The organism is Actinoplanes sp. NPDC051411 (assembly GCF_040682075.1).
In the GTDB taxonomy this organism is placed as follows: Bacteria; Actinomycetota; Actinomycetes; order Mycobacteriales; family Micromonosporaceae; genus Actinoplanes.
The window spans coordinates 121,936-141,327 of sequence record NZ_JBFBAD010000002.1 but is presented as its reverse complement, the minus strand read 5'-3'; the positions used below and the strand labels follow the sequence as shown (position 1 = coordinate 141,327).

Sequence of the window (19,392 nt, the reverse complement as noted above, 5' to 3'; positions counted from 1 at the left end):
CCGCCCACCGCGGCGCGGCGGGCGGGACTAACGTGTGAGATCACTCCGGGTCGGCTACCGCGACCAGGGCGGGCCGCAGCAGCCGCTCGCCCAGGGTGTAGCCCCGGCGCATCACCTCGACGCAGGTCGGCTCCGTGACGTCGGCTGACGTCTGGTGCGCGACCGCCTCGTGGCGGTTGGGGTCGAACGCGTCGCCCTTCTCTCCGAAGGCCGCCAGCCCGAGCTTGCCGGTCACCGCGGTGAGTGACTCGGCCACCGAGGCGAACGGCCCGACCAGGTCGCCGTGCTCGCGCGCCCGATCGATGTCGTCGAGCACCGGAAGCAGGGCGGTCAGGACCGCACCGGTGGTCAGCTCCGCCGCCGCACCCCGGTCGCGGTCGACCCGCTTGCGGTAGTTGGCGTACTCGGCTGTGACCCGCTGCAGGTCGTGGGTGCGCTCGTCGAGTTCGCTCCGCAGTGCCTCCAACTCGGCACCGAGAGCCGGCGTGGCCTCCACGACCTCGGGCGTGGCCTCCTCCGGGTCGGCCGCGCGGTGCGCGCCGGGCCCGGCGGAGGTCTTGCCCGCCGAGGCCTTGCCGGCCTCGGACTTCGCATCGATCTTGCGGCGGTCCCGGATGACGACCCGCTCGGTCGCCTGACCGTCGTTCTCGTCGTCCGCGGCAGTCACTTCTTGTCGTCCTCCACGATCTCGGCGTCGACGACGTCGTCGGCACCTCCGGCCGCCGGCCCGCCGGCCGCCGGACCCCCGGTGGCCGCGCCACCCGGAGCACCCTGGGTGCCGTCCGCGCCCGGGGCACCCTGGGTGCCGTCGGACGGGGCGCCGCCCTGCTGGTTGTAGAGCAGCGAGCCGGCCTCCTGGGAGACCTGGGACAGCCGCTCGTGAGCCGACTTGATCTTCTCGATGTCGGTGCCGCCGAGCGCGCCACGCAGCTCGCCCAGCGCCTCGCTGATGTTGTTCCGGCTCTCCTCGGGCAGCTTGTCGCCGCTCTCGGCCAGGAACTTCTCGGTCTGCCACTGCAGCTGCTCGGCCAGGTTGCGGGTCTCCGCGTCCTCGCGGCGCTTCTTGTCCTCGTCCGCGTGGTCCTGGGCGTCGCGCATCATGCGCTCGATGTCGTCCTTCGGCAGCGCGGAGCCCCCGGTGATCGTCATCTTCTGCTCCTTGCCCGTGCCCAGGTCCTTGGCGGACACGTGCACGATGCCGTTCGCGTCGATGTCGAACGAGACCTCGATCTGCGGGACCCCGCGGGGGGCCGGCGCGATGCCGCTGAGCTCGAAGGTGCCGAGCTTCTTGTTGTACGCCGCCATCTCGCGCTCGCCCTGGAAGACCTGGATCAGCACGGACGGCTGGTTGTCGTCGGCCGTGGTGTAGACCTCGGAGCGGTGCGCCGGGATGGTCGTGTTGCGCTCGACCAGCTTGTGCATGATGCCGCCCTTGGTCTCGATGCCGAGGGACAGCGGGGTGACGTCGAGGAGCAGAACGTCCTTGACCTCGCCCTTGAGCACGCCGGCCTGCAGGGCGGCACCGACCGCGACGACCTCGTCCGGGTTGACGCCCTTGTTGGGCTCCTTGCCGGTGAGGCTCTTGACCAGGTCGGTGACCGCGGGCATGCGGGTCGAGCCGCCGACCAGGATCACGTGGTCGACGTCGGAGAGCTTGACGTCGGCGTCCTTGATCGCGGACTCGAACGGGCCCTTGCAGCGGTCGAGCAGGTCCTGCGTCATGCGCTGGAACTCGGCCCGGCTCAGGTTCATGTCGAGGTGCAGCGGCCCGTCCGGGCCGGCCGTGATGTAGGGCAGGTTGATGCTGGTGGTGGTCGCGGCGGACAGCTCGATCTTCGCCTTCTCGGCGGCCTCGCGCAGACGCTGGAGGGCCATCTTGTCCGAGCCGAGGTCGATGCCGTGCTCACCGCGGAACGTCTTGACCAGGTGGTCGATGACCCGCTGGTCCCAGTCGTCGCCGCCGAGGTGGTTGTCACCCGAGGTCGACTTCACCTCGATGACGCCGTCACCCAGCTCGAGCAGCGAGACGTCGAAGGTGCCGCCGCCGAGGTCGAAGACCAGGACGGTCTGCTCCTTGGAGCCCTTGTCGAGGCCGTAGGCCAGGGCGGCCGCGGTGGGCTCGTTGACGATGCGCAGGACGTTGAGGCCGGCGATCTCGCCCGCCTCCTTGGTTGCCTGGCGCTGCGCGTCGTTGAAGTAGGCCGGCACGGTGATGACCGCGTCGGTCACCGTCTCGCCGAGGTATGCCTCGGAGTCGCGCTTCAGCTTCATCAGGACCCGCGCGGAGATCTCCTGCGGGGTGTACTTCTTGCCGTCGATGTCGATCGACCAGTTGGTGCCGACCTCGCGCTTGACCGAGCGGATCGTCCGGTCGGGGTTGGTCACCGCCTGGCGCTTGGCGACCTCGCCGACGAGCACCTCGCCGTTGCGGGCGAAGGCGACGATCGACGGGGTCGTCCGGGAGCCCTCCGCGTTGGCGATGACGGTGGGCTCGCCTCCTTCCAGAACGCTGACGCAGGAGTTCGTGGTGCCGAGGTCGATGCCGACCGCACGTGCCATGGTTGGTCCTCGCTAACTGGGCTGCTTCGTAAGAGCACGGCTACTCAAGGTTGAGTGGAACCGACTCAATGATGCCACGGCCGCGCAGGTCGTCAAGTCGAGGTTGAGCCGACTCGGCGCAACTAAGGGACGGCGCGCCGGGAGCGGTACCGTATCGGTCACGGCATACCGGCTGCTGTTGTCCTGCATGCATCGATCGGGCACTCTTTACCCGTGACGACGCACGGTGACGCGGTCGGTCCGTCGGCCCTTTCCGCCGTCCCCGCCGCAGGTAGGAAGGACCCCGCCGCCAGCACGAAGGACGCAGCCGGGCGGGACAGCGCGATCAGCCACTCTGATCGTACGGATGCCGTCGTGCCTCGTCAGCCACATTCCGATCTCCCCGTCAAGGCCGGCACCACCCCTCCTCCGGAATGGCCGCCGATGGCCGAGCCACCGCCCGCACTGAGTGATCTAGCTAACGCCCTGAGCCGCCTGCGCGCGGCGATCGGTGGCGCGGGCTACCCGCTCGTGATGCCCTCGGCCGAGGAGGCCCGCAAGGTCGGCACGGCGTTGGTCGCCCAGCTCGACGACTACCTCCTTCCCCGCCTCGCCCGGCTCGACGCGCCGCTGCTCGTGGTGGTCGGCGGCTCCACCGGCGCGGGCAAGTCGACACTGGTCAACAGCCTGGTGCGGGCCCCGGTCAGCACGACCGGGGTGCTGCGCCCGACCACCCGCTCGCCGGTCCTGGTCAGCAACCCGGCCGACCTGGGCTGGTTCCAGCGCGGCCAGCTGCTGCCCGGGCTGGTGCGCACCGCCGAGTCGAGCGCCGACCCGCGCACGCTCCAGCTGGTGTCGGCCCCCGCGCTCGGCGCCGGGCTGGCCTTCCTCGACGCGCCCGACATCGACTCGGTGGTCGACCGCAACCGGGCGCTGGCCGCGCAGCTGCTGGCCGCCGCCGACCTCTGGCTGTTCGTGACCACGGCCGCGCGCTATGCCGACGCGGTGCCGTGGGAGCTGCTCACCACCGCCCGCCTGCGCGGCACCGTGATCGCCCTGGTCCTCGACCGGGTGCCGGCCGACGCGGCCGGCGACGTCACCGCCCACCTGCAGGAGATGCTGGCCGGCCGCGACCTCGGCGGGGCGCCGCTGTTCGTGCTGCCCGAGGCCACCCTCGACGGCCAGGGCATGCTGTCGGAGGACGTGACCCGGCCGCTGCACGACTGGTTCGCCCAGCTCGCGGCCGACTCCGACGCCCGCGGCACGGTGGTCCGGCAGACCCTCAACGGCGCGCTGATCGCCCTCAGCCCGGCGGTGGCCGGACTGGCCGAGGCGGCCGACGAGCAGATCATCGCGGCCAAGGCCCTCGAAGACCGGGTGCAGCAGGCCTACCGCAACGCCAAGCGCACTGTTAGCGACGGGCTGCGCGACGGCCGGCTGCTGCGCGGCGAGGTGCTCGCCCGGTGGCAGGAGTTCGTCGGCACCGGCGAGTTCCTCAAGGCCCTGGAAAGCAAGGTCGGCCAGCTGCGCGACAAGCTCCTCTCGGCGCTCACCGGGCGGCCGCTGCCCGGGCGCAACCTGCAGTCGGCCCTCGAGTCCCAGCTGGTCACGCTGTTGCGCGGGGTCGCTTCCGACGCGGCCGAGCAGGCGTACGGGTCCTGGCAGGCCCACCCGGCGGGCGCCGCGCTGCTGGTGCCCGAGCTGCAGAAACCCGGCGCCGACCTGCCCGAACGCGCCGACCGCCTGGTCCGCGACTGGCAGCAGCGGGTGCTCGACCTGGTGCGCGAGGAGGGCGGGGAGAAACGCGTCGTGGCCCGCGGCGCGGCCTACGCGGTCAACGGCGTCGGCCTGGCCGTGATGATCGCGGTCTTCACCTCGACCGCGTTCCTGCCGACCGGGCTCGAGGTCGCGGTCGGGGCGGGCACTACGGTGGCGGCGCAGAAAGTGCTCGAGGCGATCTTCGGCGACCAGGCGATCCGGGCCCTCGCCACGCGCGCCCGCGAAGACCTTCTGGCCCGGGTCGACGAGCTGCTCGACCAGGAGTCGGCGCGGTTCACCGACCGCACCGCCGCCGTCGGCATCGAGGCCGATCCGGGCAGTGAGCTGCGGCGGGCCGCCGCGGCGGTGGAGAGCGCCCGCGCTGACCTGGCGCTGACGGGGAGCACGAAGTGAGTCTCGTGGAAAAAGTCGTCCGAGATTCCGATCGGGTGAAAGCCGAACGCCTGGTGCTGCGCCTGGAGGCGCTGGCCAAGTTCCTCCGGCTCACCGACCCCTATCTGCCCGACGGCGAACTGGTCGCCGCGCACACGCTGGTCGAGCGGGCCGGCACCCGCCTCGCGCTGTCGCGGGACCACACCGTGGTCGCGCTCGCCGGGAGCACCGGCAGCGGCAAGTCCAGCCTGTTCAACGCGCTGGCCCGGCTCAAACTCTCGCCGGTCGGGGTGCGCCGGCCGACCACCGGCGCCGCCCACGCCTGCGTCTGGGGCCCGCTCGAACCGGCCAACCAGCTGCTCGACTGGGTGGGCGTGCTGCCGCGGCAGCGGTTCATCCGGGAGAGCGCGCTCGACGCCGACGACGAGGCCTCGCTGCGCGGGCTCGTACTGCTCGACCTGCCCGACTTCGACTCGATCGAACGCGGCCACCGGCTCGAGGTCGACCGCCTGCTCGGCCTGGTCGACCAGATCGTGTGGGTGGTCGATCCGCAGAAGTACGGCGACCGCATCCTCCACCAGGCCTACCTGTCGCAGTTCCGGTCGCACGCCGACGTGACGATCGTGGTGCTCAATCAGGCCGACCGGCTCACCGCCGCCGACACCGAGATCGTGCTGACCGACCTCAAGCGGCTGCTGGAGGACGACGGCATGACCGGGGCGCCGGTGCTCGCGACCTCGGCCAAGCAGCCGGGCATGCTGAGCGACCTGCGGTCGGCCCTGGAGCGCACGGTCGCCGAACGGCAGGCCGCTCTGCGCCGCCTCGGCGCCGACCTGGAGGCGGTCAGCGGGCAGCTGGTCGACATGATCGGGCCGCCGGCGGCGGAGGACGAGATCGACCGCGCGACGGTCCGGCAGCTCTCCGACGCGCTCGCCGCCTCGGCCGGGGTGCCCGCGGTCGCCGACGCGGTCGCCGGCTCCTACCGCCAACGGGCGGTCGCGTCGACCGGGTGGCCGCTGGTCCGCGGCCTGCGCCGGTTGCGCCCTGACCCACTACGTCGACTGCACCTGGGCGTCGAGCCGACAACGGACGCCGTGTCCACCGAGGTCACACCCCGTACGTCCGTGCCCGAAGCCAACGCGGCGCAGAAGGCCGCCGTCGGCCTTTCGGTCCGCGCCGTCGCGTCTCGCGCGGCGGCGCCTCTCCCCGAGATCTGGGCGCCGGCCCTCAACAACGCGGCCCGGTCCCGGGCCGGCGACCTCTCCGACGCGCTCGACCGCGCGGTCGCCAAGACCGAGTTGGGCATGAGCCGGCCGCCGCTCTGGTGGCGCGGCGTCGGGCTGCTGCAGTGGCTGCTGACGCTGATCGCCGCCGGCGGGCTCGGCTGGCTGATCGTCGGCTACCTGATCCAGCTTCTGGCGCTGCCCGACCTCGATTACCCGCAGGTCGGCGCGGTGCCGATGCCGACGTTGATGCTGCTCGGCGGCCTGTTGCTCGGGCTGCTGCTGGCGGTCCTGCTGCGGCCGATCGTCGACTGGGGTGCCCGGCGGGCCCGGCGCAAGGCCGAGGGGCGGCTGCGCTCGGCGATCACCGAGGTCGCCCGTGAATACGTCGTGGCGCCGGTTCGTGAGGTGCTCAACGCCTACGCCCAGGCGCGTGAAGCGTTGACCGTGGTGCGTTCGGAGTAGGTTCTCCACGCTCCCGGCCGGGTAACGTCGCGGTCATGGCGGCACCACAGACTCCATATGAAGCTGTCCTCCACGCCGCCCGCGACGTGGCCAAGCTCGACTGTGCCCTCGATGCCGAGATGCTCGGCACCGCGCTCCTGGGCAGCGTCTATTCGGTGGCGACGGCCGACCGGGCGGCCGCGGTCCGCGACTTCGTCGGCGACTTCCTGGGAGCCACCACACGCCGCCGCACGGCGGCGGCCACGACGATCCGCGAGGTTTTCGCGGCGCTGGTGCCCGACGCGGCGGGCGCTTCCGACGTACGCCGGGGGCCGCAAGCCCCGGCGTGGGCCGCCCAGCTGGGGCGCGTGCGGCCCACCGGGTGCTGGGCGTACGGCGACGTGTACGGCGATCAGACGTCCTATCTGGTCACCTTCGCCTACGAGGACGTCGACGACGGCGGCCCCGAGCACGCGGTCGTGGCCCTGGTCGACCACAACATCGGCATCACCAAGGACGTGTTCGTCGGCTCCTCGGCCTCCCGCATCCTCGAGCAGGTACGCGAGATGTGCGACGACGACGAGCTGACCTGGTTCCGCGCCGAAGACCCGGGCCGCGTCCGCGGCGAGGTCAACCGCCACCTGGAGATCACCGACGGGCTGGGCGACCTGCCCGCCGACGGTTCGCTCGCCACCGACCGCGCGCTGGCCGCGGCCCGCCTGGCCCTGCTGCCGGCGTCGACCACCCCGCCGCTGGCCGAGCCGCCCACGCCCGCCCCCGCCGACCTCTCCCGCGACTTCCTCGGCTCACCCGAGGCGGCCCGGTTCGGCCTCGACAAGGTCGCCGCGGACGACGAGGTGGCGTCCCTGCACTTCTGCGTCAGCCTGATCCTCGACCACGCGGCGAGCCTGCCGTCGGCCGACCCGCTGCGCTGGAGCCCGGCGGTGGCCGGTCTGTTCCTGCTCGACTGGGTGCACCGGCGGGCGGTCCTCGACATGGACGACGCCGCGATGCTGCCCCGGGTCACCCGGGCCTGGTCGGCCTATGCCACCCGCCGGCGCGGACTGCCCGAGGCGGCGATCGCCCAGACCGACGAGATGGTCGAGGAGATGATCCCCGAGTTCGCCCGCCTCTACGCGACCGGCGAGCGGCGCAGCCCGGCCACCGCCGCGGTCGCCCAGCTGATCTCGGAGGGCGTCGACCCCAACGACACCGACGCCATCGACGCCTGGATCGAGGCCAACCGCGACCATCTCGACTAGCGGCGTCGCTCAGCGGTTGATAAAGCCGTCCTGCGGATCGGCGTGGTGCCGGCCGACCCGCGAGCTGCGCTGCTGGGCCGGGGTCTGATGGTCGAGGTGGTGCAGGCCGGCGGCCCGGTGGTTCCCGCGGTAGGACCGGTTCTGGTTGTCGTCGGCGCGCGACTCCGGGACGCGGGCCTCCGGGATCGGACGGCGGGTGTTCTGGCCGCCGCCGTTCACGTAGGGGCGGGCGGTGCGGATGTTCTGCGGGCGTTCGGTCACTGCGGACCTCCGGCGGTGTGCGGACCGGTCGCGAGACCGGTCGATCTGGACGGTGCGGTGATCTGAGCTGGTGGCCCGGCGGGTCGCGCTGTCGCATCGGCGGTCGCCGGTGAAGTCCGGGCGGTGATGGTGGGACGGGCGGGCGCCGCACTTGCCGCGCTCATGGCAGGCCGGGCGGTCGTTCCAGGCCGGCGGCTCATCGGGTTCGACCGGCGCGTCCGGCGAGCTGGACGCGGGTTTCTTGTGCTTGTGCCTGGTCGGGTCCGGGGCGTTGAAGCCGGGCAGTTTCGGGAAGCCGGGGACCGAAGGGAAGCCGTCACCGTCGACCAGGCCCGGGACCAGGGCGGACAGGTCCGGCCCGGACGGCGAAGGAGCCGACTGCGAAGGAGCCGGCTTCGAAGAGTGGGGCTTTGACGGGCCGGACGCCGTGGACCCCGACTTCGACGGGCCCGGCTTCGACGGGCTGGGCTTGGATGAGCCGGGCTTCGACGAGCCAGAGCCCCGCGAGCCAGAGCCCGACGAGCCAGAGCCCGACGCGCGATGGCGTGCTGGATGGGGCTTTGACGGATGGTCGTTCCGGGAACTGCCCGAGTTGTAGCCGTCGTCCGGCGGGGCGGCCTGACCGCGTACGGAGGAAGGCGGAGCCGCTCGCGGCTCTCGCCGGCCCACCTGGCCGAGAATGCGCCCCGCCCGGATCGCGGCCTTGGCGCCCTGCGATGCCCCCAGAACCGGCGGCGGGACCGTCGGCACCTCCGTCGGGGAAGGCCCCGGCCCGAAAGAGGACGACGGCTCCGGCGAGGAAGACGCGGACACCCCGGCGGACACCCCGGCTGACACCCCGGCGGCCGGCCCATTGGGCGGCCCGGCGGACGGCCCAGCCGGTGATGACGGCTCGGCTGACGCCGCCCTGGAAGATCCAGCGCCCGGTGAACCGGCTCCGGGCGCCCCGCCGTCATATACATGCGTTGGACGGCGGCTTCCGATCGGGCCCGGCGAGGCCGGTGGCAGGAACGGCACGTCGAGCGTGTGGGTCGTGCCGTCGGAGAGTTCGTTGGAGCCGGCGGTGATCGCCGCCAGGGTGGGAATCGAGGCCAACCCGACCAGAAGCGCCACAATGAGCACATAACGACGGGTCGGGCCGGAAAATCCGCTGTCCGCTCGATAGACGCCGTTCAGACGTTTCCGCATGACCTTGAGCGGCGGCACGAGGTCGTCGTCTCGCTCGTCCGGCACGGCCGGTCCCCTCCCTGGGCGCGATAAGGCAATGATCAACATGGATCAGTCGCGGTCACAGGGGTGAACGAAGCTCCGGCATATCGGCAGCGGCGGGATGGACCCATTCGTACGGTAGTGACCGTACGAAAACCACTAATACGGACAAATACGGGCAGCTATGTGGCCTTGGAATTTCCTGACTGTGATCGACCTGATCTGTAACGACGCTCACGTTCTCTGTCAGGATTGGGGGCGACGGCACCGCCGCCGTCGCCTTCGCCGATCTTCAGCGGGGCGTGGTGGGGGCCGTCACTCCTCGGCGGGGTCCCGACCCCCGCTGGGAGGCCGCGCGGCAACCTCACCCGGGTCAGGCGCGGCGACCGAGCGGTTCGTCGCGCGGACGGGCAACACCCGCCGCGGGCGCAGAGATGAAACAGGGAGACACGGATGGCGAACGGCGGAAGCGAGGCCGGGCTTGATGCACCGGCCGGCGGCTTCGTCCAACTGCTCACCCCCGATGGCGAACGCGTGGACAGCGTCACCACCGACGAAGGCGTGACGTATTCGGTCGATTTCACCGACGACGAGTACCGCGAGCTGTACAAGGACCTGGTCACGGTCCGACGGCTGGACGCCGAGGCGACGGCTCTGCAGCGACAGGGCGAGCTGGGGATCTGGGCGAGCCTGCTGGGCCAGGAGGCGGCCCAGGTCGGCTCCGGGCGGGCGCTGCGCGAGCAGGACATGGCCTTCCCGACCTACCGGGAGCACGGCGTCCTCTACACCCGCGGCATCGACCCGATCATGCCGTTCGGCCTGTTCCGCGGGGTCGACCAGGGCGGATGGGACGCCAACAAGCACAAGTTCAACGGCTACACGATCGTCATCGGCTCGCAGACGCTGCACGCGACCGGCTACGCCATGGGCATCACGATGGACGGCAAGACCGGCAGCCCCGACGGCGAGGCGGTGATCGCCTACTTCGGCGACGGCGCGACCAGCCAGGGCGAGGTCAACGAGGCGTTCGTCTGGGCCGGGGTGTTCCACGCCCCGATGGTCTTCTTCTGCCAGAACAACCAGTACGCGATCTCCGAGCCGCTGGAACGCCAGACCCGCATCCCGCTCTACCGGCGGTCGGCCGGCTTCGGCTTCCCGGGCGTCCGGATCGACGGCAACGACGTGCTGGCCAGCTTCGCGGTCACCCGGGCGGCGCTCGACAACGCGCGCAACGGCCAGGGCCCGACGCTGATCGAGGCGTACACCTACCGCATGGGCGCCCACACCAGCTCGGACGACCCGACGCGCTACCGCATCGCCAGCGAGGTCGAGGCCTGGAAGGCGAAGGACCCGATCAGCCGGCTCAAGGCGTTCCTCGCCAAGCAGCAGCTGGCCGACGACACCTTCTTCGCCGAGGTCGACGACTCGGCGAAGACCCTCGCGCTCAACCTGCGCGAACGGGTGCTCGCGATGCCCGACCCGCAGCCGCTCACCCTGTTCGACAACGTCTATCCGAACGGCTCGCCCGAACTCGACGTTCAACGGCAGAGGTTCGCCGACTACCAGGCTTCGTTCGAGGGGAGCGCGCACTGATGCCCGAAACGATCACGCTCGGCAAGGCCCTCAACCACGGCCTGCGCCGCTCGCTGGAAAACGACCCCAAGGTCGTCATCATGGGCGAGGACGTCGGCAAGCTCGGCGGCGTCTTCCGCATCACCGACGGCCTGCAGAAGGACTTCGGCGAGCAGCGGGTGATCGACACCCCGCTGGCCGAGGCCGGCATCGTCGGCACCGCGGTCGGCCTGGCCATCCGCGGCTACCGCCCGGTCTGCGAGATCCAGTTCGACGGGTTCGTCTTCCCGGCCTACAACCAGATCGTCGCCCAGGTCGCCAAGATGTTCTACCGCTCGAAGGGCAACGTGCGGCTGCCGATCGTCATCCGCATCCCGTTCGGCGGTGGCATCGGCGCGGTCGAGCACCACTCCGAGTCGCCCGAGGCCTACTTCGCGCACACCCCCGGCCTCAAGGTCGTGACGTGCGCCAACCCCGCCGACGCCTACTCGATGATCCAGCAGGCGATCACCTCCGACGACCCGATCATCTTCTTCGAGCCCAAGCGGCGCTACTGGGAGAAGGGCGCGGTCGACCTCGACGCCGACCTGTCCGGCGCCCAGCCGCTGCACGCGGCCCGGGTCGCCCGCGAGGGCACCGATGCGACCCTGCTCGCCTACGGGCCGATGGTGCGCACGGCACTCGACGCGGCCACCGCGGCCGAGGAGGACGGCCGCAGCCTCGAGGTCATCGACCTGCGCTCGCTCTCGCCGGTCGACTACCCCACGATCTATGGCTCGGTGCGCAAGACCGGCCGGGCCGTCGTCGTCCACGAGGCCCCGGGCAACATCGGCCTCGGCGCCGAACTGGCCGCCCGGATCACCGAGGAGTGCTTCTATTCGCTCGAGGCCCCGGTGCTGCGGGTGACCGGCTTCGACGTTCCCTACCCGGCGGCCCGCGTCGAGGAAGATTATCTGCCCGACCTCGACCGGGTGCTGGACGCCGTCGACCGTTCGTTCGGCTGGTGACCGGCATGTCGCGAGTCAAGGAATTCAACCTGCCCGACCTCGGCGAGGGCCTGACCGAGGGCGAGATTCTGACCTGGCTGGTCAAGGTCGGCGACACGATCGAACTCAACCAGCCGATCGTCGAGGTGGAGACGGCCAAGGCGGCGGTCGAGATCCCGGCCAAGTGGGGCGGCGTGGTGACCCGCATCTTCCACGAGGCGGGCACGACGGTCGAGGTCGGTTCGCCGATCGTCGCCATCGACACCGATCCGTCGGCGGGCCCGCTGCCCTCATCCGAGGGCGGCTCCAGCGCGGGCGGCGGACCGGCTCCGTCGGCCGAGTCGCTCGCGGCGGTCGAGCTGGCGCCGGAGGAGGGCTCGGTCGAGCCCGGCATGATCGGTGGTCCGGCTCCGGGTGGACGCACGGCCGTCCTGGTGGGTTACGGTCCGCGGACGACTTCCGCCAAGAGGCGGCCAAGATCTTCCGGTACGCCGTCGGTGTCCCCGCCCACGTCGTCGCCTCCAGCCGCCGCGGCTCCCGCGGTCACCCTTCCGTCGCCGGTCACGCCGGCGCCGGCCCAGGCCGGGCCCGTTCCGGCCGCCGCGGCCCCGGCTGCGGGCAGCTCCGCGGCGGCTCCGGCCAATGGGCACCGCGGCGGGCCGGTGCTCGCCAAGCCGCCGGTTCGTAAGCTGGCGCGCGATCTCGGGGTCGACCTGAGGGCGGTCGCGGGAACCGGCCCGATGGGGTCGGTGACTCGGGACGACGTACATCAAGCGGCCGCGAGCCCGGCGGAAGCGCAGGGCGCGGCAGTGAGCACGGTCACCGCGCCGGCCGCGGCGGTCTTCGACGCCTCCCGCGAGCAGCGGATCGCGATCAAGGGCGTCCGCAAGCTGACCGCGGAAAACATGGTCGCCTCGGCGTTCACCGCACCGCACGTCACCGAGTTCCTGACCGTCGACGTGACCCGGTCGATGCGGGCGCTCGAAAAGATCAAGGCGCGGCCGGAGTTCCGGGACGTCCGCATCTCGCCGCTGCTGCTGGTGGCCAAGGCGGTGCTGCTGGGCGTCAAGCGGCATCCGATGGTCAACTCGACCTGGTCCGGCGCGACCGGCGAGATCGTCGTGAAGGAATACGTCAATCTCGGCATCGCGGCGGCCACCGAACGCGGCCTGATCGTTCCCAACGTCAAGGACGCCGGGCGTCTCACCTTGCGGGAGCTGGCCGAGTCGCTCAACACACTTGTCCAGGTCGCGAAGTCGGGGAAGACCCCGCCGGCCGACATGTCGGGCGGAACGTTCTCGATCACCAACGTCGGAGTGTTCGGTGTGGACACCGGCACGCCGATCCTTCCGCCGGGCGAGTCGGCCATCCTGGTCTTCGGCGCGATCCGCGAGATGCCCTGGGTGCACAAGGGCAAGATCAAGATCCGCCGGGTCACCACGCTGGGGCTCTCGTTCGACCACCGCATCGTCGACGGGGAACTGGGCTCGAAGTTCCTGCGGGACGTCGGGGCGTTCCTCGAAGACCCGGAGGCCACCCTGCTCGCCTGGACGTAGGTCTTTCGCTCGGAAAACCTTCGATCGTTAAGCCGGTGCCGCGCATCACCCCATATTTAGTTGGTAAGACGGATTACAGACCCGCACAATGGTGTTGTCTGAGATGACGTCGAACCACCGAAGTTCAGGGAAGTGAGCAGCACCATGAAACTGATCGACCGCGCCCGTCAGCGTCGTCTGATCAACCGGCAGAACCGCGCCATCGACCGGGCGTGGATGTCCGCGCCGAGCCAGTCGATGCGCGACGAGATCGCCATCTTCGCCCAGCGCCAGCCGGTCTGACCCACGACCACACGACGCCCCGTCCGGAACAATCCGGACGGGGCGTTTCTCGTTGCAAGACAGGCTTAAAGATCAGTTAGGCGTCCCCTTCCGGACGTACACCGGGATTCCTCCCACCGGCTCGGCCCGGTACGGTTGGGCACGGTCACCGCCCCGGCTCCCCCCGCCGGAAATGGAGACCGGGGCTTCCGACCCGCGCGGAGTGTCCCGAACGGCCTGGCCTGAGAGCTGGCACGGCCGTCGGCGAAGTGCCGGCGGACCGCGTCCGTGCAAAGCTGGCACGGCCGCATGGATGAGGAGGCGATCATGACGTCCGAGGGGCAGTACGCCGGCACGCAACCGGCCGAGGCCACGTCGGGCGGACCGACAGCGGACGGCTTCCCGCCGGACGCTGACGGCCGGCGCGCCGCCGGTCGCGCGACCGCCCAACCGCCCGCCGACAGTTTCCCCAGCTCGTACGCTCCGCCGCCGCAGGCGACGCCGAACGGTGGCTCACCCTTCGTGGTGCCGGCCGTGTCGTCGTTCGGCCCGAGCTCGGAGCAGGCCGCTCGCCCGGCCGGCACGCAGTACGGCTCCGCGCGCGTTCCCGAGCCGTCGCCGTTCGCCCCTCCCGGTGGTGAGCCGTTCGCTTCCTCCAACGGTGATTCCCGGCCCGACTGGGCGTCCGCTTCCCCGTCACATTCGTCCGAATCGGAAGATCCGTTCGCGCGGCCGGAATCCGGCCTGCCGCAGCGCAATTCGATCGGCGCCGGCGACCCGCTTCCGCAGCGCAACCCGACCTCGCCACCCCAATTGACCGAATTCGACGGTTTCGCGGCGGGCAATCCGGGCCGCGGCCTCGTCGGCAGCGAACCCGCCGACCCCGAGGTCGGCCCGGCCACCGCCCGCCCGCCCGGCATCTCCGCCTTCGGCGACCAGCGCATCCGCGTACCCGGTGCGAGCCTGACCGGCCTTCCCGACGCCCCACCACCGGCCCGCCCCGACGACAGCGGGCCGGCGAGCGGCGGTTTCCCGCTGCGCGGCGGCGGCCAGGGCGCGTTCCCGACCCGGCGCGGCGACAGTGGCGGCTTCCCGTTGCGCTCGCCATCCGGGTCCGACACGCCGCCCGGCACCGACCTGCCGGCACGCGGCCAGCCGTCCCCATTCGGCGCGTCCGAGTTCGGCTCGGCGTCCCCCGAGTCGGCGCCACACCCGTACGGGCAGCCGTCGTCCGGCGAGCACCCGTTCGGCCAGGCCGCGCTGTCGCCCGGATCTTTCGACCAGGAGCCGTTCGGGCAGAACGCTTCGCCGTACGGCCGCGACCAGGAGTCATCGCCGTTCGGCAGTGCCCGCCCGGCGACCTTCGGCAGCAGTCAGGCCGAGCCGCCGTCCGGCACCGCCGCGAGCCCGAGCGGCTCGACCTACGGCAGCCCGCCGCCCGTCGGCAACGCCCCGATGGGCGACCCCGTTTCGTCCGCGCCGGGCACCGATTCGTCCCCGTTCGCACCCAGCGCCAATTCGCCGTTCGCACCCGGCCCCGACGCGTCGCCATACCCATCGAGCCCCGACTCGTCGCCGTTCGCACCCAGCCCTGATTCGTCGCGGTTCGCGTCCGGCCCAGACTCGTCGCCGTTCGCGGCCGGCTCTGATTCGTCGCCGTTCGCGGCCGGCTCTGATTCGTCGCCGTTCGCGGCCGGCTCTGATTCGTCGCCGTTCGCGCGACCCGAGAGCGGTGCCTCGCCGTTCGGCGGATCCGACAACGGGCGGTTCAACCCGGGCGGGGCCGACGACCAATCTCCCTACCCGCGTTCCGAGTCCCCCGCCGGCGACCCGTCCGGCATCAGCGGCGGCTACCCGCAGCGGGTGCCCGGCGCCGCCCTCAGCGCAGCCGGCGGCCCCGACGACTCACCGAGCAGCCCCGCCACCTACGGCACACCGCCAAGCAGCCCGGCCGGCTATGGCACACCGCCCGGCTCGCCAAGCAGCCCGGCCGCCTACGGCACCCCGCCGGGCGCGCCGAGCAGCCCGTTCGGCGCCGCCCCGGTGAGCGGCTCCGTGCCGCAACCCCGCGACTCCGCCGAACGCTCCGGCCCCGCGGTCGGCTCCGCCCGCCCGGTGACGGCGAGCGCCTCGGTGCCGTCGGCCAGCCGCGCACCGGTCGACGCGTCCGAACTCCCGCCGCCGGCCCCGACGCCACCACAGGCCCGCGTCTATGGCCGCCCGGCGAGCGAGCCGGCCGAGGAGGACGACCTGGCGCCATCGACACCTGAGCCGGAGAACCCCTCCGACTCCCCGTTCCGGCCGCCGTCCCAGTTCGGCGCCGCGCCCTTCGGCGAACGCCCCGACCACAGCCGCAACGCCTTCGGCTCGGATTCCCCCGGCTCGGCCTTCCCGGGTGCGCCCAGCTCGGACAACGGCTCGTTCCCCGGTTCGGGCTTCCCCGGCGGCCCCGGCCCGGACAACGGTTCAGGCTTCCCCGGCGGCCCCGGCCCGAGCAACGGCTCGGGCTTCCCCGGCAGCCCCGGCCCGAGCAACGGCTCGGGCTTCCCCGGCAGCCCTGGCTCGAGCAACGGCTCGGGCTTTTCCGGCGGCCCCGGCCCGGACAACGGCTCGGGCTTCCCGGGCGGTCCGGGGTCGGGCAACGGCTCCTACTCGAGCGCGAACGGCTCCGCTTACCCGGGCGGCCCCGGCGCCTCCGGCCAGCCTTTCCCGGGCGCGCCCGGCTCCGACAACGGTTCCTTCCCCGGCGCACCCGGCTCGGCCTTCGCGGGCGGCCCAGGCTCCGACAACGGCTTCTACCCGGGCTCCAACGGATCGTCCTCCCCGGGCGGCCCCGGCTCGGCGTTCCCCGGCGGCCCCGGTTCCGACAACGGCTCGAACGGCCCTGCCTTCTCCGGCGGTCCCGGCTCGGATAACGGCTCGTTCCCCGGCTCGGACGGCTCGGCGTTCCCTGGTCGGCCCGGCTCGGACAACGGCTCGTTCCCCGGCTCGGACGGCTCGGCGTTCCTTGGACGGCCCGGCACGGACAACGGCTCGTTCCCCGGCGGACCCGGCTCGGGCCTCCCGGGTGGACCCGGCACGGACAACGGCGTGTTTTCGGGACCGGGTGGGCCCAGGTCCGACAACGGGTCCTACCCGGGCGCACCCGGGTCCGACGGTCCGTTCCCCGGGGCGGGTAATCCGCCGTTCCCGGGTGGTCCGGGCAACCCGCCGTTCCCCGGCGCCTCGGTTCCGGGTGGGCCCGGCGCCGACCAGAACCCGGGCGGCGGCATCGGGTCTTCCACGGCCTACCCCGGGCAGCCCGGCGGCGACCAGAATGCCGCGGGCGGGTTCGGCTCCCCCGCGTACCCGGGAAGGCCGAGCGACGCCGAGCCGAGCCGCGGCGCCGCGCGTGCCTCGGCAAGTGCTCGCGTCAGCCCGCCCGGGGCGCAGCCGGCGCTCCCGCAGCGGCCCAGCGGGATGCCGCCGTTCGGTGAGCCGACCACCGACGTCGCCCGTCGCGGCCCGGAGCAGTACAACGAGCTCACCACCGACGTGGCCGGCCGGGGCGAGCCCTATGTGCCCGCGCCCGCGCTGCCCAGCTTCCCGCCGCCCGGTCAGCTCGAGACCGACCGGCCGCCGATGGGTGGCCTGTTCCCCGGACCGGCGACCCGTGCGACCGTCACCCCGCCGACCCCGGAAGACACCACCAGCTGGCCCGGTGTCGAGGCGCAGGAGAACCAGGCCGCGCCGGCCAAGCCGGAGACGCCGCACGTCCGCATTCTGCCGACCCTGCTCGCGGTCGTCGTGGGGGCCGCCCTGCTGGTCGGTCTCGCGTTCGGCATCGTCTACCTGGTCGCCGGTGGTGACAAGGGCAGCGACAACGCCACCCTGAGCGTCAACACCGGTGACTGCGTCAAGAAGTCGGATGACAAGGCGGTGAAGGCGGACTGCAGCGACGCGTCCGCGTTCCAGGTCGTGTCGATCGCCGACGACAAGTCGAAGTGCGCCGACCCGCAGCAGCCCTACGTGCTCAATCCGACGTCGGACGGCAAGACCCAGGTGCTGTGCCTGAAGCCCAATAGCTGACGGTTGTTGTGCTGACCACCTTCGTGCCGGGCCGGGCGGTCCGATGCGGCACGATGGTGCGATGACTGCACGCGTACGCGCTCCGGAACTCAAGGGCCGCGGCTGGCTCAACACCGGTGGTAGGGATCTGACGCTGGCCGACCTGCGCGGCAAGATCGTGCTGCTCGATTTCTGGACGTTCTGCTGCATCAACTGCCTGCACGTGCTCGACGAGTTGCGGCCGCTGGAGGAGAAGTACGGCGACGCCCTGGTCGTCATCGGCGTGCATTCGCCCAAGTTCGAGCACGAGCGCGACCCGGCGGCCCTCAAGGCGGCGGTCGAGCGCTACGGCGTGCACCACCCGGTCGTCGACGACGGCGACATGCACCTCTGGCAGCAGTACGCGGCGAAGGCCTGGCCCACGCTCGCGGTGATCGACCCGACCGGCTACCTGGTCGCCTCGATGGCCGGTGAGGGCCACGCCGAGGGGCTGTCCCGCCTGGTCGACGAGCTGATCGCCAGGCACGAGGCCGACGGCACCCTGCACCGCGGCGACGGGCCGTACGTTGCGCCCGCCCCGGCCGACACCCTGCTGCGGTTTCCCGGCAAGGCGATCGAGCTGCCGGGCGGCAATCTGCTCGTCTCCGATTCGGCCCGGCACTCGCTGGTCGAGATCGCGCCGGACGCCGAGACCCTGGCCCGCCGGTTCGGCACCGGTGAGCGTGGCCGCCCGTTCAACGAGCCGCAGGGCCTGCTTCTGCTGCCGCCCGCGGTCGCGTCAACCGCCGGCTACGACGTCCTGGTCGCCGACACCGTCGCTCACCAGCTGCGGGGCCTGGTGTTGAGGACCGGCGAGGTGACCCTGGTCGCCGGTTCGGGGCGCCCGTGGCGTTCCACCGTGGACGATCACCCGCACGACGCGCTCGCCGCCGACCTGTCCTCGCCGTGGGATCTGGCCTGGTTCGACGACAAGGTCATCATCGCGATGGCCGGCATCCACCAGCTGTGGTGGTTCGACCCGATCAAGCGCACGGTCGGCGTGTACGCCGGCACCACCGTCGAGTCTCTCCGCGACGGCCCGATCCCGGACGTCTGGATGGCTCAGCCGTCCGGTTTGTCGGTCGGGGGTGACCGCCTGTGGATCGCCGACAGCGAGACCTCGGCGCTGCGCTGGATCGCCGACGGTGAGATGCATACGGCTGTCGGCCAGGGTCTTTTCGACTTCGGCCACGTCGACGGTCCGGCCGCCGAGGCGTTGTTGCAGCACCCGCTCGGCGTGGCGGCTCTGCAAGATGGCTCGGTGCTGATCGCCGACACCTACAACGGGGCCGTACGCCGTTATGACCCGTCGTCACAGACCGTGTCGACAGTGGATTCCGGCCTGGCCGAGCCCAGCGACATCGTGGTCACCGCCGGCGGCGAGGTGATCGTGGTCGAGTCGGCCGGGCACCGGCTGACCCGCCTCGCCCCCGGGGTGGTCAAGACGGTGACCGGTGAGCGCCACAAGACCGAGCGCCCGGCGTCATTGCTGGCCGCGGGCCCGGTCACGCTCGATGTCGTGTTCACGCCCGCGCCGGGCCAGAAGTTGGACACCCAGTTCGGCCCGTCGACGCGCCTGACCGTTTCGGCTTCGCCGGCCGAGCTGCTGCTCGAGGGCGCCGGCAGCACCACCGACCTGTCCCGCAAACTGGTGATAAATCCGGCCGTGACCGCGGGCGTCCTGCAGGTGGTGGCCCAGGCCGCCACCTGCGACGTCAACGTGGAGAACGCCGCCTGTCACCTGACCCGGCAGGACTGGGGTGTGCCGGTGACGGTGACGGCCGACGGCCCGTCCCGCCTCCCGCTGATCCTCCGCGGAATGGATGAAAGCTAGCGGCCTGCG

At 72.0% G+C, this 19,392-nt stretch carries 12 protein-coding genes; 9 read left to right on the top strand and 3 right to left on the bottom strand.

The features are described from left to right. Positions 1–40 precede the first annotated feature (40 nt). Both grpE and dnaK read right to left on the bottom strand, forming a co-directional pair. Positions 41–667, bottom strand: coding sequence for a nucleotide exchange factor GrpE (grpE, locus tag AB0M88_RS01610; RefSeq protein WP_364093791.1), 627 nt, complete (start codon positions 665–667; stop codon positions 41–43). After that, on the bottom strand, positions 664–2,559 hold the full coding sequence (dnaK, locus tag AB0M88_RS01605; RefSeq protein ID WP_364093789.1) for a molecular chaperone DnaK: 1,896 nt from the start codon (positions 2,557–2,559) through the stop codon (positions 664–666). The genes grpE and dnaK overlap by 4 nt, the downstream gene beginning before the upstream one ends. Positions 2,560–2,982: 423 nt before the next feature. Here dnaK and AB0M88_RS01600 point away from each other — a divergent pair, with 423 nt between their 5' ends. Genes AB0M88_RS01600 through AB0M88_RS01590 form a run of 3 tightly spaced genes read left to right on the top strand, consistent with a single transcriptional unit; the run spans position 2,983 to position 7,618 of the window. Continuing rightward, complete coding sequence (locus AB0M88_RS01600; RefSeq protein ID WP_364093964.1) at positions 2,983–4,710, top strand: ABC transporter; 1,728 nt, start codon at positions 2,983–2,985, stop codon at positions 4,708–4,710. Beyond that, positions 4,707–6,377 carry a GTPase gene (locus tag AB0M88_RS01595; protein ID WP_364093786.1) on the top strand — a complete coding sequence of 557 codons (1,671 nt, stop codon included), beginning with the start codon at positions 4,707–4,709 and terminating at the stop codon, positions 6,375–6,377. The genes AB0M88_RS01600 and AB0M88_RS01595 overlap by 4 nt, the downstream gene beginning before the upstream one ends. A gap of 35 nt (positions 6,378–6,412) precedes the next feature. Then, on the top strand, positions 6,413–7,618 hold the full coding sequence (locus AB0M88_RS01590) for a hypothetical protein (RefSeq protein ID WP_364093783.1): 1,206 nt from the start codon (positions 6,413–6,415) through the stop codon (positions 7,616–7,618). 9 nt (positions 7,619–7,627) lie between these two features. On the opposite strand, the gene AB0M88_RS01585 is transcribed toward AB0M88_RS01590, so the two are convergent. Further along, positions 7,628–7,879: a hypothetical protein gene (locus tag AB0M88_RS01585; RefSeq protein WP_364093780.1), complete on the bottom strand. Its 252-nt coding sequence runs from the start codon at positions 7,877–7,879 to the stop codon at positions 7,628–7,630. A 1,662-nt stretch (positions 7,880–9,541) separates the two neighbouring features. Here AB0M88_RS01585 and pdhA point away from each other — a divergent pair. The 6 genes from pdhA to AB0M88_RS01555 all read left to right on the top strand — a co-directional run bounded on the left by pdhA (position 9,542) and on the right by AB0M88_RS01555 (position 19,383). Next, positions 9,542–10,681, top strand: a complete 1,140-nt coding sequence (gene pdhA, locus AB0M88_RS01580) for a pyruvate dehydrogenase (acetyl-transferring) E1 component subunit alpha (protein WP_364093777.1) — start codon at positions 9,542–9,544, stop codon at positions 10,679–10,681. Next, complete coding sequence (locus tag AB0M88_RS01575; protein WP_364093962.1) at positions 10,678–11,667, top strand: alpha-ketoacid dehydrogenase subunit beta; 990 nt, start codon at positions 10,678–10,680, stop codon at positions 11,665–11,667. Before pdhA ends, AB0M88_RS01575 begins: the two co-directional genes overlap by 4 nt. Before the next feature lie 5 nt (positions 11,668–11,672). Then, positions 11,673–13,202, top strand: a complete 1,530-nt coding sequence (locus AB0M88_RS01570) for a dihydrolipoamide acetyltransferase family protein (RefSeq protein WP_364093775.1) — start codon at positions 11,673–11,675, stop codon at positions 13,200–13,202. A gap of 144 nt (positions 13,203–13,346) precedes the next feature. After that, on the top strand, positions 13,347–13,484 hold the full coding sequence (locus AB0M88_RS01565) for a hypothetical protein (RefSeq protein WP_364093773.1): 138 nt from the start codon (positions 13,347–13,349) through the stop codon (positions 13,482–13,484). Between the two features lie 306 nt (positions 13,485–13,790). Next, the gene (locus AB0M88_RS01560; RefSeq protein ID WP_364093770.1) at positions 13,791–17,531 is read left to right on the top strand and encodes a hypothetical protein; all 3,741 of its coding nucleotides are present in this window, start codon (positions 13,791–13,793) and stop codon (positions 17,529–17,531) included. Between the two features lie 61 nt (positions 17,532–17,592). Continuing rightward, positions 17,593–19,383, top strand: a complete 1,791-nt coding sequence (locus tag AB0M88_RS01555) for an NHL domain-containing thioredoxin family protein (RefSeq protein ID WP_364093767.1) — start codon at positions 17,593–17,595, stop codon at positions 19,381–19,383. Positions 19,384–19,392 lie beyond the last annotated feature (9 nt).

Coding starts and splice junctions, on each gene's coding strand:
- dnaK (WP_364093789.1), bottom strand. CDS start 2,559: ATGGCACGTGCGGTCGGCATCGACCTCGGCACCACGAACTCCTGCGTC.
- AB0M88_RS01600 (WP_364093964.1), top strand. CDS start 2,983: ATGGCCGAGCCACCGCCCGCACTGAGTGATCTAGCTAACGCCCTGAGC.
- AB0M88_RS01590 (WP_364093783.1), top strand. CDS start 6,413: ATGGCGGCACCACAGACTCCATATGAAGCTGTCCTCCACGCCGCCCGC.
- pdhA (WP_364093777.1), top strand. CDS start 9,542: ATGGCGAACGGCGGAAGCGAGGCCGGGCTTGATGCACCGGCCGGCGGC.
- AB0M88_RS01570 (WP_364093775.1), top strand. CDS start 11,673: ATGTCGCGAGTCAAGGAATTCAACCTGCCCGACCTCGGCGAGGGCCTG.
- AB0M88_RS01565 (WP_364093773.1), top strand. CDS start 13,347: ATGAAACTGATCGACCGCGCCCGTCAGCGTCGTCTGATCAACCGGCAG.
- AB0M88_RS01560 (WP_364093770.1), top strand. CDS start 13,791: ATGACGTCCGAGGGGCAGTACGCCGGCACGCAACCGGCCGAGGCCACG.
- AB0M88_RS01555 (WP_364093767.1), top strand. CDS start 17,593: ATGACTGCACGCGTACGCGCTCCGGAACTCAAGGGCCGCGGCTGGCTC.